Genomic DNA, 12,093 nt, shown 5'->3' with positions numbered 1-12,093 from the left:
AATCTCACCCCATACTCTTTGATCAATGAACGATTATTTCCGCTTTAACCGCTTCTTAATCTCTCTCTGATAGCGGGATAAAACGCAACTCTTCTGGTCCGGTATATTGAGCGCCGGGACGAATAATCTTATTATCTTTTCGTTGCTCTAAGATATGTGCTGCCCATCCTGCCGATCGAGAAATTACAAAAAGAGGGGTAAACATCGCAGTTGGAACCCCCATCATGTGGTAAGAGACCGCTGAGAACCAATCGAGATTGGGGAACATATTTTTATGATTTTGCATCACATCTTCGATACGATCAGCAATATCGTACATGCGCATTGTTCCCGCTTCTTGAGAGAGATCGTAGGAGATCCGTTTAATGACCTCATGACGTGGATCGGCAACCGTATAAACAGGGTGACCAAAACCAATAACAATCTCACGATTGGCTAAACGCTCAAGAATATCAGCTTCCGCTTCATCAGGAGAGTCATAGCGCTGCTGAATATCGAAAGCTACCTCATTTGCACCCCCATGTTTAGGTCCTCTCAATGCCCCAATCGCACCGGTAATTGCAGAGTAGATATCGGAGTTCGTTCCGGCAATTACCCTTGCGGTAAAGGTCGATGCATTAAATTCATGTTCTGCATAGAGAATAAGCGAAGCATGCATCGCTTTAACCCACGATTTTTTAGGGCGCTTGCCATGGAGTAGATGTAGGAAGTAACCGCCGATAGAATCCTCTTTACTCTCTAGCTCAATACGGACACCATTATGGCTATAGTGATACCAATAGAGCAGCATTGAGCTCAGTGAAGCGATCAAGCGATCGGCAATATCTTTTGCACCTGCTGTATTGTGATCATCCTTTTCAGGAGAGATACAACCTAATAGGGAGACGCCCGTTCGTAAAACATCCATCGGATGAACAGACATCGGTAAGGTCTCTAATGCTTTACGCATAGAGACAGGGAGTCCTCTTAATGCTTGCAGTTTCTCTTTATAGAGGCGCAACTCACTCTCATTGGGAAGCTTCCCATGAATTAAGAGATGGGCCACCTCTTCAAACTCACAATTCTCAGCAAGATCGAGAATATTGTACCCTCGATAATGGAGCTCATTACCATTTCGACCAACGGTACAGAGTTCGGTGGTTCCAGCGATAGTGCCGGAAAGAGCAACAGATTTTTTGGGGCGAAAAGTGCCGGACGCATTCTGAGTCGTCATTTTTTCCTCCTAGGAATTCTCTTTATATAGGTGATTAATTTTTACAGTGCTACAGCTCTACCGTGTAACTCACAGATCGGTAGATTTATTATTGTTTTTTACTGTTTTCTCTGTTTTTACTACTTTTTTGATGCAAAGAGCTGATCGAGCTGCTTTTCATAATCGTAGTAACGAATACTCTGGTAGAGTTCGTCACGTGTCTGCATCATAGGGAGGAGACTCTTTTGAGTTCCTTCTTTGCGAATGGTGTTATACACAGTTTCTGCCGCCTTATTCATCGCTCGGAAAGCTGAGAGCGGATAGAGCGCAATAGCAATGCCCACGCTTCTGAGCTCATCGAGTGTAAATAGGGGTGTTTGGCCAAATTCGGTAATGTTCGCAAGAACTGGAACATTAACCTTTGATGTAAAATCGCGATAAGTAGGTAATTCTGTTACCGCTTCAGGGAAGAGCGCATCAGCACCTGCTTCAATATAAGCTGCCGCTCGCTCTAAAGAGGCTTCTAACCCCTCTACTGCAAGCGCATCGGTACGCGCAATAATCATAAAATTGGGATCAGTCTTCGCATCAACGGCTGCTTTTATACGATCAACCATCTCCTCTTTAGAGACAATCTCCTTATTAGGACGATGACCACAACGTTTTGCACCCACCTGATCTTCAATATGTAATCCAGCAGCACCCGCCTTAATAAAAGACTTCACAGTACGCGCCACATTGAAGGCTGAGGTTCCAAATCCGATATCAGCATCTGCAATTAAGGGAAGATCGGTGACATTGGTAATACGATCAATATCGATCAACACATCTTGCAACGTCGTAATTCCAAGATCTGGAATACCCAATGATCCTGCCGCTACACCACCCCCTGAAAGATAGATCGATTTAAAACCTGCTCTTTCAGCTAACAAGGCGTGGTTGGCATTGATCACCCCCATTAATTGAAGGGGAGATTCCTCTTTTAATGCTTCTCGAAATCTCTCACCTGCTGTTTTTATGCTCATTACAACTCTCCTTTGGTTTCTTCTACATCATGGTTAAAATTAAGATCCTTTCTTGTAGTTAATCGCTCTCTAGAGCGATCTTAATCCTCTATTAAATCTTCCTGCAACAGGTTGTCTACAGCAATATCTGTTACATCTTTATTTGTCAGAGTGAGAAGTGCTATCACCAGCGTCAATTAAAAATCGTGAATCATGATCTATGATTAGAAAGAGTAGTTGAGAGCAGATTAAATTATATTTATATATATTTTAATATATATATTTTACATATGCTGTATATCAATTATCGCTTTCAAAGAGAGCATTCTCTACTAAAAAATAGCCCACTCTTCTTATTCCAACTCTATTGAAATATCCTTAAATAGATTCTGATTTTATTCTCAAAATAATGAAATATTGATCCCTTTCGATTATTTTCGATTAACTCTGATTAATTCTGATTAATTTCTTAAGCTTTCTTCTGGTAGAAGAATCTCTTCAATCAATCACTCCTTTGCTCTTTTTTATTTCCATATCCTTAAATACAACATAGCAAAGCGGAATAGCGTTTCCCAAATTATAAAATCACTTTTTGCGCTTTTTTTACTCTAGAAAAACAAAAAAATCTCTCAAAATAGCCATTAATAGCCTTTTTTGAGAGATCTATTTTTTTATATCTTTTTTTACAAAAAAGGGAAACTTTTTACAAAAAGTTCGCAATAAGATCAATTAATAGGCAAATCAATTGATTTGTTATTAAAAGATGATCTAAGAAAAAGAGCTTTCTATCTTATCTCTTCTATGCGTATCGGTTAACGCTTCATCCCTCTTCTCTTTTTCACCGAAATTCATTTTTAAATAGCGTTAAAATTGAGTTAAATAATCAACAATAACAAGATTAGATGAAAGATTAATTCAATAATCTTTTTATTTAATCAATATTAAAAAAGTATCGAAATAGGGAGAAAAGCAACTATCAGTCGACTTCTCATCAATTTGAGTGTTTTTTTAGTTAACCTTTAGAGCATCTTTAACAAGATGACTCAGATAACGCTTTAAAATTGAAAATTTGCTAAGCGCTGAGTGGCGACCGCTTCCCATTGAGTTCCTGCTTTTCCATAATTAGTATATGGATGGATCGAGATTCCACCTCGAGGCGTAAATTCCCCGCGTACCTCAATATAGAGCGGATCCATCAATTTAATAAGATCATCCATAATAATATTGACGCAATCTTCATGAAATGAGCCATGATTTCTAAAGCTAAAGAGATAGAGTTTTAGTGATTTACTCTCGACCATCTCAATTGTTGGGACATAAGAGATATAGATTGTCGCGAAATCGGGTTGATTTGTCATCGGACAGAGCGTTGTAAATTCAGGACAATGAAAATTGACAAAGTACTCTCTATCGGGATGAGCATTCTTAAATGTCTCTAAAATTTGGGGCGTATATTCAGTAGGATAGATCGTTGCTTGGTTACCTAATAGGGTTAAATTTTCTAATTGCTCTTTCTTATTACTCATTATTCATTCCTAGTTTTTTCATGTGGGATGGTTGCGAACCACAGTTAATTTAAAGGGCAATAATAACATTGTGACTCTAAAAGAGAAATTATTTGAATGAATAGAGGGAAAATCAAAGGCCTTTCCCTTACTGGTCAATTAAGTGCAGATCTATTGACGCCCTCTTCTCATAATTCAACTAACCTTCTGCAAAAATGGCGGCTTTTTTATCAGTTCAAGTAAGATCTTGCTATAATATTTTCCGTTTTAATCTCCCCTCTCCTACTCATTCAGAAAGGATCTTTTATGCAACAGCAGACACAGGTTCCGATTATCAAAAAAGGTGATCGGAAGACATTACTCGCCTCCACATTAGGCTATGCCATGGATGGCCTTGATATTATGATTCTCGCCTTTGCGATGATTCTTATTAAAGCAGAATTTGGATTAACAGATGCCGAAGGTGGCATGATTCAGACCATCACCTTAATAGGAACAGTCATCGGTGGTATCTTCTTTGGAATGCTGGCAGATAAGTTTGGACGCGTTCGTGTCTTTAACTGGACGATTCTCCTCTTCTCGATCTTTACCGGGCTTGCGGCAATCTCAACAAGCGCTGAGATGTTTACCATCTTCCGCTTTATCGCCGGCTTAGGTTTAGGGGGAGAGTTTGGTATCGGCATGACATTGGTAGCAGAAACATGGCCGGCACATAAGCGTTCACGCGCAACTGCGGTAGTCGCGATCGGCTTCCAGGTAGGAATCGTCTTAGCGGCATTAGTAAGCCTCCTCTCACCCTATATCGGTTGGCATGGAATGTTTCTTATTGGCGCACTCCCGGCACTTTTAGTCTGGTGGACTCGTCGAAATCTTAGTGAGCCAGAGATCTGGTTACAAGTAAAACGGGAAAATCGGAATAAGATATCGATCAAGCCACTATTTAAAGATTCACGCACAACATTGACCACCATTGGGCTCATTATTGCTACCAGTGTCCAAAACTTTGGTTTTCACGGCATTATGATCTGGATGCCGATGATGCTTGCTAAAGAGCATAACTTTACGCTCTCTGGAACCTTCTTCTGGACCATTATTACAACCATTGGGATGGTTATCGGAACACTCTCTTTTGGCGCAACTTCAGATAAAATTGGGCGTCGTCCAACCTATATCTTCTTTCTTTTAGTGAGTGCTGCTTTTGTCTGGATCTATTTCCAACAATCAAACTACTACGTCTTAATGTTCTTAGGGGCAATTTTAGGATTCTTCGTCAATGGCATGATGGGCGGTTACGGTGCGCTACTTTCTGAGCATTATCCAACGGAAGCTCGCTCTTCTGCGCAAAATATTATCTTCAATTTAGGTCGAGGAATTGCGGGATTTGCACCTGTTATTATCGGAACATTAGCGATGAAGCATGATATTAGCTACGCCTTAAGCCTTATCTCTGGTGTCTACCTCCTCTCTGCGCTCTCCTTTATCTTCTTAATTCCCGAGACAAAGGGAAAAATTCTCGATTAGAGCTCTCTTTACAATCGGTATCAACAAAAGATCTATCATTGAATAGATCTTTTTTATTTACACCAAGCCCGATCCATAAAAAGGGTATTAGAGCCACGAAAGACAACTACCGCGCTCATTCTTATCTCAAAAGATAATATTAAAAGATGATTCTTAAGAATTATGGAGCCCTATTGAGGCAATGATAGAGGGATTCCATCCCAACCTTGTCAACAGAGTTATCCACAAGTTATCCAAAGGGGCTGTAATCGTTAAAGGTTCTCCACTTTTAGGATGCGCTAAAGTGATACGATAAGCGTGTAATAGCAATCGCTCAACATCATAATGCTCTCTAAAGAGCCTATTATGCCGTAAGTCACCATATGTACTATCCCCAATAATAGGATGGGAGAAGTGATTCATATGGCGGCGAAGTTGATGTTTTCTTCCCGTTTCAGGTGATAAAGAGAGAAGCGTATAACGAGATGTTGGGTATTTCCCTGTGGATAACGGTATCTCACATTGAGCTAAAGGATGGTAGAAAGTAATCGCCTCTTGATCAGCTATCTCTCCCCGATCTCGATCGGCAATCTTATCGCGGATAAAAGAGAGCGGGGAATCAATCATTCCTTCATTCTCAACATATCCTCGTACTAAGGCGAGATACTCTTTTTTTAGCGAATGTGCCATAAATTGCGCCCCTAAAGCGCGAGCACTCGCTTGATCTAAAGCAAAACAGAGTACGCCTGATGTCGGTCGATCTAAACGATGTACAGGATAGAGATAGGCACCTACTTGATCTCGCAATCGTTGTAGAACAATCTCCGTTACTTTAGGATCGAGAGGAGAGCGATGAACAAACCAACCGCTAGGCTTATCGATAGCGATCAAAGTATCATCCTGATAGAGAATCTTTAAAGGTTTTAAGGGCATGTCAACGGCCGATATCTCCATTAGGGGATCATCCAGCCTCTCATTACTCCGATTTTGATGATCTAATAGCGAAGGCGCTTTTAGATTGTTTATCACGACTCTATCCCCTCACCTCGATATTGAGTAATATCACGATTAAGACCTTTTCCGCCACGTTTTTTATCCGCACCAAAAGTCATAATTTGATAATTTTGCTCCGATGCCTCGTAGAGATAGGGCACACCCCAAGGATCGATTAAGATCTCTTCTCGAATATAGGGGCCATTCCATGCCTGATCATCAGACGTTTCTAACAAAACAGTAAGGCCTTCTTCCGTTGTTGGGTAACGATTAAGATCATCCCGAAAAATCGCTAAAGCCCCCTCTATAGAGCGTAAATTCTGCTTCACTTTAACTCGTTTTGACTCATCATTGATCCCTAAAATATTTTGAGAAAACATAATGATCAAAATAGCACCAATAACCGTTAAGATCATCAATTCTACTAATGAAAAACCCTGCTTATAGACAGTTTTAAAAGTATGTTTAAACATCGAAGATGACCTCGCTAAAATCTATTGAGTCACCTGAGAAAAGAGTTCAAAATAGGTGGGAAAGGTCTTATCGACACATAGAGGATCTAAGATCGTAATAGGGGCTTTAAGTGAGAGAAGGGAGAAACACATCGCCATCCGATGATCATCATAAGTCTCAATTTCGATATCGGGAGAAATCTCCTCTTGAGGATAGATCACCAAATAATCTTCCCCCTCTTCCACCTTCACACCCACTTTACTCAATTCTGTCGCCATTGCCGCAATTCGATCGGTCTCTTTCACGCGCCAGCTTCCAATGTTGCGTAATATGGTCTTACCCTTGGCAAAAACAGCCAAAATTGCCAATGTCATCGCCGCATCTGGGATGTGATTACAATCGAGATCAATTCCTCTTAAAACGCCATTTTGAGGCTTAGAGACATAGATCGCATTTTCCCCCCACTCAACCTCTGCGCCCATCTCTATTAAAGCATCGACAAAGCGGATATCTCCTTGAATAGAGGAGGTTCCTACCCCTTTCACTGTTAAAGGTCCGGCTAATGCCCCTAAAGCTAAAAAGTAAGAGGCGCTAGAAGCATCACTCTCCACAAAAAAAGTGCCCGGAGTGGTAAATTTAGCATCTGCAGGAATAGTGAAGGACTCAAAATCGTGATGGGTAATTTCAATACCAAATTGGCGCAAAAGCGTTAAGGTGATCTCTATGTAAGGCTTAGAGATTAAAATGCCTTCAATATCGATTGTGATCTCTTTTTGTAAGAGCGGTAGGGCGATAAGAAGTGCCGTTAAGTATTGGCTCGAAACATCCCCTTTAATGGAGACTCGATCAACCTTAAAATCCCCCTTGCCGATCTTTAGGGGCGGATATCCCTCATTTTGAAGATACTCGATCCGACAGCCCAATGTTCTTAAAGCATCCACAAGATCTTTGATCGGTCGCTCATGCATACGGGGTATTCCCGTTAATTGATACTCTCCCTGATTGAGAGCAACCGCTGCAGTCAAGGAGCGAAATGCAGTCCCGGCATTCCCTAAAAAGAGTGATGCCTTTTTATTAGGAAATCCAGCAGCATTACCGGTCACTTCAAAGATACGCGCAATGGGGTCTCTCTCAACAATCTTGATTCCTAACTTCTCCAATGCCTCTAACATTCGTTCTGTATCATCGCTCTGTAGAAGGTTGGTAATAGTAGTTACACCATCTGTCAATGCCGCTAAAAGTAGAATTCGATTTGAGATACTTTTAGAGCCAGGAATGGTGACCGAACCTGATGCCGAGTCAATTTTAGGTAAATTTAGTTTCATCATTGTAGCTAAATCCAATTACAGAAGAGGTATCAAAGTATTGATCGATCCCTATCAAAAAGTTCTATTTTTCAGTTAGTTGCAACGAATTGTCGCAATTTCTGCACAAATTTATTGATAGTAATTTATTGATAGACATTGTAAGGCGTGTAGATAATTTTTAGGCTAACCCTTGTTTATGCCCTCATTTATCCACTAGATCAATGATCTTACCACATCATAACGATTCTATACTCGCTATTCTTAATTGACCCTAAAGCTTCCCCCCAAAAAAAAGAGTTAGTTTTAGCTAACTCTTTTCAGTTTCAAAATCTTACTAACTACTCAATCTTCAAATTAAGTGCTTTAGGCTCTCTTAAAGTATTATTTTACTCTTTCTCAGGCTCTTTCCCATAGACATCGTAATCGAAATATTTTGCTTCAATTTCTTGATAAGAGCCATCTTCTCGAGATGCTTGAATCGCCTTATTGAATCGCTCTAAAAGTGCAGTATCCGATTTACGAAGACCGACGCCTACACCCTCTCCTAACCACTCTTCATCAAAGAAAGCAGGTCCAATAAATTCGATTTTACCGGCATAATCCTCTTTGAGATAACCGATATCGAGTGGAACAACATCCGCAAAAACAAGATCGATACGACCTGTTTCAAGATCCATCATCGCTTCATCTAAATTGCGATAACTACGAACATCAGCAGATCGTCGATATTTGTCATTCATATAGATCTCATGGATCGTTCCACTTTGAACACCAATCTTTTTACCTTTTAAACCTTCATCCGTAATATCGATGCTTTTACCAACAGGAATGACAAATCTTGCAGGCGTTTGATAATACTTATTGCTGAAGTTAATCGCTTTTTTACGAGTATCTGTGATCGACATTGACGCCAAAATTGCATCGATACGTTTTGTGTTTAAAGAGGGGATTAATGCATCGAAGTCAACTTGTACAATTTCACATTTCTGTTCCATCTTTTCGCAAAATAATTTTGCTAGATCAGGTTCAAATCCTTCAATCGTCTGATTTTCAGAGATATAGCTGAAAGGCGGATAGGAACCTTCAATACCGATTTTAATCACATCTTGAGCCATCACTTGTGTGGCGAATAGTAGCGAACTACCAATAATTAATTTTTTTAACATAGCAAACCTCTAGAGAATGATCGTTCTATAACTCTTGTCTATAATTATTATATTCATCTCTTTAACTAATAAAAGATAATGATGAGTAGACAGAGTTATCCACAATTTACCGCCTTTGTTGAGGAATAATCAAGTTTTAGCCCCCTTTTTTTCTGTGTATATCTATTATCATAAATAGAGGGATGGTCTAGGGGATAAATCTCTATGATTTTTATCACGAAGTTATCCACAGGTTTCTACCTCTTTTTTGCGGATAATTATCCTAAAGCATCTCTAAAGATGAGGAGATTTAATAAAATTTGTTAAAATTGCGCTTGTATCCTCTCTATAGAGGTGATTAGAAGGGAAAAAATTTTTCTGATTCCCTTTTTGACGCTATTTTTAAGATGTAAAAAAAGAACCCCACTTATTTTATAAACTTATAAACTTACAAAGTTATAAATTCGTGAGGTTCCGTTATTCTTATTTAACACTCATTTTTTGATGGGATGAGGTTAATGCTCTCTTTTGATCGCTTTTCCTAAGATAAGACCGATAACCAATGCAACAATGGCCGGGATCATCCAGCCCATATCACTCTCTTGATAAGGAAGATAGCTTAAGATCGATCCCACAGCCGCTTTAAAGCTAGAATCATCGAGATATCCTAATAGTACCGAGATCGCACTAATGATGAGCGTTACATAAATCGGTAATTGAAATGCTAAATTAGGCATCCCTTTTAAGAGTCTATCGATAAAGATTAAAACAATTAAAACAATCGTAATGGGGTAGATAATTAGAAGAATAGGTACTGCTCCCATGATGATTGAGCTTAAGCCTTGGCTGGCAAGAATAAAGCTAATTAAGGTGAAGATTACCGCATAGACACGATAGGAGATCTTACTGTAGATCTCATTAAAGTAACTACTTACTGCAACAATAAGGCCGATAGCCGTTGTTAAACAGGCTAATGTCACGATCAGACTTAAGAGGAAACGACCTGCTTCACCGTAAGTTAAACGCGCAACACCAGTTAAGATGGAGGTTCCCGTATTTCCACCGGCTGCTTCCGCTTCTGTTAAAGGATAGTTATTCCCCATCCATGCCAGTGAAATATAGACTAAACCTAAACCTACTCCGGCAATAATGGCCGCAATAGAGGCTTGCTTAAAGATCGATTTCTGTTCCGTTAATCCTGTTGCTTTGACCGCATTGAGAACAATGATTGAAAACGCCACCGCCGCTATTGTATCCATTGTTTGATAGCCTTCAGAGAATCCTACAAAGAAAGGAGCTTTCTGAAATTGCTCTGATACCTCTGTGATCGGTGTATTGAGATCAAAAAATGATTTGATAATCAATAGCACAATCGTGATTAAAAGGAGCGGCGTTAAGATTTGTCCGACACGATCGACTAATTTTGTCGGATTGAGTGCGAGATAGAAGGTTAAACCAAAATAGATCACTGAAAAGATAACTTTTGATGAAAAAGTCTCAATTCCGCCCTCTAAGAAGGGAAGGACCGCCATTTCGTAAGAGACCATTGCTGTTCTTGGGATTGCGAAGAAAGGACCAATGGTGAGATAGATCACCACCATAAAGACCAATGCAAAGAGTGGGCTTACGCGTCTAGCCTCAGAGCGAAATCCTTCATTCGAAAATGATCCGGCAATAATGCCAACTAGTGGTAAACCGACTCCAGTCACAATAAAACCGAGAATTGCTGGAAGAAAGTTAGTACCACTTAATTGCCCGACTGTCGGGGGAAATATCAAGTTACCCGCGCCGAAAAAAAGCGCAAATAACATAAATCCTATAAATAAAGTTCTTTTAGACATACAAATTAATCTCTAGAAAATGCAATTCAACTAGCGCTTTTGCGTGAGTTGATTAATTACAGATCATTATTCTTATAACAATTTTGATGTTTTTCAGAATAATCTCTCAGATTTTTTAGTAGTTAAAGAAATCTGAACCCAAGCTGTCCTCGAAATAATAAATTATTGGTATCCTTTTATTATTATCATCTCTTTTATAAAGATTGATGATGATGAGCAGCCATAGTTATCCACAGTTTTTGATAAAAAGCAGTGAATAACTCATCTTAAGCCTAATTTTAGCTGTTGAAAAGTAGTTGTATAAATATCTGGATCACTTTGTCGATAAAAAAGTGAAAAGTTATCCACGAGTTATCCACATTTTTGTGGATAACTTTATACTAAGGGTTGTCCTCAGGATATGTGGATAACTATTTAAGGTATTGATTATAGCGATGAAATTTTATTGAGGAGCTGCTGAAGCGCATTATTTCGGTGGGAAATTTGATTTTTTAGAGCGGGTGGAAGAAGGCCAAAGGTCGATTGTTTTTCGGGATAGAAGAAGAGAGGGTCATAGCCAAAACCTTCATGACCTTCAATATTTTCGGTAATAAAACCATGAACTTCCCCTTCCGCGATGAGTGGAACAGGATCCTCTGCATTGCGAAGAAGAACAAGAACGGCTTTGAAGTAGGCAGCACGATCAGCTCCCGATAGATGACTCATCTTCTCTAGTAATTTAAGATTATTGTCATGATCATTGCCGGAATCACTATAGCGAGCAGAGTAGATCCCCGGCTCCCCCTTGAGTGCAGGGACAACAAGACCAGAATCATCTGCTAATGTGGGAAGACCGCTCTTTTTTGCAGCATCTCGTGCTTTGATGAGCGCATTTTCAATAAAGGTTAAGCCATTCTCTTCAGGATGGGATTCAATATTGAGATCTTTTAAGGAGAGGATCTCGATGTTAAGGGGCTCGAAGAGTGCTTTAAACTCCTTAATTTTTCCTTGATTATTGGAGGCGATTAAAATTTTCTGAAAATTTTTCACAAGAATATCTCCTAAATTAGATAGTGATAGGGATTATTAAATAGAAATTATTGAATAGAATTGAATAGGAATTAAGAGGATTAACAAATGGAAAGAGACTCATAATGGCAATCTCAATTGGCAA

10 protein-coding genes and 1 riboswitch are annotated in these 12,093 nt (G+C 39.5%); of the genes, 1 reads left to right on the top strand and 9 read right to left on the bottom strand.

From position 1 onward, the window contains the following. Positions 1-55: 55 nt before the first annotated feature. The 3 genes from prpC to queF all read right to left on the bottom strand — a co-directional run bounded on the left by prpC (position 56) and on the right by queF (position 3,722). Positions 56-1,213, bottom strand: coding sequence for a bifunctional 2-methylcitrate synthase/citrate synthase (prpC, locus tag AC0SAP_RS08495; RefSeq protein ID WP_473383863.1), 1,158 nt, complete (start codon positions 1,211-1,213; stop codon positions 56-58). Positions 1,214-1,332: 119 nt separating this feature from the next. Next, positions 1,333-2,217: a methylisocitrate lyase gene (gene prpB, locus AC0SAP_RS08490; protein ID WP_109201962.1), complete on the bottom strand. Its 885-nt coding sequence runs from the start codon at positions 2,215-2,217 to the stop codon at positions 1,333-1,335. A gap of 1,034 nt (positions 2,218-3,251) precedes the next feature. Continuing rightward, on the bottom strand, positions 3,252-3,722 hold the full coding sequence (gene queF / locus AC0SAP_RS08485; RefSeq protein ID WP_473383862.1) for a preQ(1) synthase: 471 nt from the start codon (positions 3,720-3,722) through the stop codon (positions 3,252-3,254). A 3-nt stretch (positions 3,723-3,725) separates the two neighbouring features. Further along, positions 3,726-3,770: riboswitch (PreQ1 riboswitch) on the bottom strand. Between the two features lie 237 nt (positions 3,771-4,007). Between queF and AC0SAP_RS08480 the strand changes: the two genes are divergently transcribed. Continuing rightward, positions 4,008-5,222: an MFS transporter gene (locus tag AC0SAP_RS08480; RefSeq protein WP_473383861.1), complete on the top strand. Its 1,215-nt coding sequence runs from the start codon at positions 4,008-4,010 to the stop codon at positions 5,220-5,222. 153 nt (positions 5,223-5,375) lie between these two features. Here AC0SAP_RS08480 and truC read toward each other — a convergent pair whose 3' ends face one another. From truC to rdgB, 6 genes are all read right to left on the bottom strand, one after another. After that, positions 5,376-6,230 carry a tRNA pseudouridine(65) synthase TruC gene (truC, locus tag AC0SAP_RS08475; RefSeq protein WP_473383860.1) on the bottom strand — a complete coding sequence of 285 codons (855 nt, stop codon included), beginning with the start codon at positions 6,228-6,230 and terminating at the stop codon, positions 5,376-5,378. Continuing rightward, positions 6,227-6,667 (bottom strand): type II secretion system major pseudopilin GspG, encoded by a 441-nt coding sequence (gene gspG, locus AC0SAP_RS08470; protein WP_473383859.1) that lies wholly within the window; start codon positions 6,665-6,667, stop codon positions 6,227-6,229. Before gspG ends, truC begins: the two co-directional genes overlap by 4 nt. Positions 6,668-6,688: 21 nt before the next feature. Beyond that, on the bottom strand, positions 6,689-7,975 hold the full coding sequence (gene aroA / locus AC0SAP_RS08465; protein WP_473383858.1) for a 3-phosphoshikimate 1-carboxyvinyltransferase: 1,287 nt from the start codon (positions 7,973-7,975) through the stop codon (positions 6,689-6,691). Positions 7,976-8,340: 365 nt separating this feature from the next. Then, entirely contained in the window at positions 8,341-9,120 is a 780-nt protein-coding gene (locus AC0SAP_RS08460) for a transporter substrate-binding domain-containing protein (protein ID WP_473383857.1), read from the bottom strand. A 494-nt stretch (positions 9,121-9,614) separates the two neighbouring features. Beyond that, positions 9,615-10,940 (bottom strand): branched-chain amino acid transport system II carrier protein, encoded by a 1,326-nt coding sequence (brnQ, locus tag AC0SAP_RS08455; protein ID WP_473383856.1) that lies wholly within the window; start codon positions 10,938-10,940, stop codon positions 9,615-9,617. A gap of 426 nt (positions 10,941-11,366) precedes the next feature. After that, positions 11,367-11,969 carry an RdgB/HAM1 family non-canonical purine NTP pyrophosphatase gene (gene rdgB, locus AC0SAP_RS08450; protein WP_473383855.1) on the bottom strand — a complete coding sequence of 201 codons (603 nt, stop codon included), beginning with the start codon at positions 11,967-11,969 and terminating at the stop codon, positions 11,367-11,369. Positions 11,970-12,093 lie beyond the last annotated feature (124 nt).

Source organism: Ignatzschineria sp. PL_is040 (assembly GCF_055813795.1).
The sequence above is the reverse complement of the archived record's forward strand: the minus strand, read 5'-3'. Positions and strand labels throughout refer to the sequence as shown.

Coding starts and splice junctions, on each gene's coding strand:
- brnQ (WP_473383856.1), bottom strand. CDS start 10,940: ATGTCTAAAAGAACTTTATTTATAGGATTTATGTTATTTGCGCTTTTT.
- queF (WP_473383862.1), bottom strand. CDS start 3,722: ATGAGTAATAAGAAAGAGCAATTAGAAAATTTAACCCTATTAGGTAAC.
- prpC (WP_473383863.1), bottom strand. CDS start 1,213: ATGACGACTCAGAATGCGTCCGGCACTTTTCGCCCCAAAAAATCTGTT.
- aroA (WP_473383858.1), bottom strand. CDS start 7,975: ATGATGAAACTAAATTTACCTAAAATTGACTCGGCATCAGGTTCGGTC.
- AC0SAP_RS08480 (WP_473383861.1), top strand. CDS start 4,008: ATGCAACAGCAGACACAGGTTCCGATTATCAAAAAAGGTGATCGGAAG.
- AC0SAP_RS08460 (WP_473383857.1), bottom strand. CDS start 9,120: ATGTTAAAAAAATTAATTATTGGTAGTTCGCTACTATTCGCCACACAA.
- prpB (WP_109201962.1), bottom strand. CDS start 2,217: ATGAGCATAAAAACAGCAGGTGAGAGATTTCGAGAAGCATTAAAAGAG.
- gspG (WP_473383859.1), bottom strand. CDS start 6,667: ATGTTTAAACATACTTTTAAAACTGTCTATAAGCAGGGTTTTTCATTA.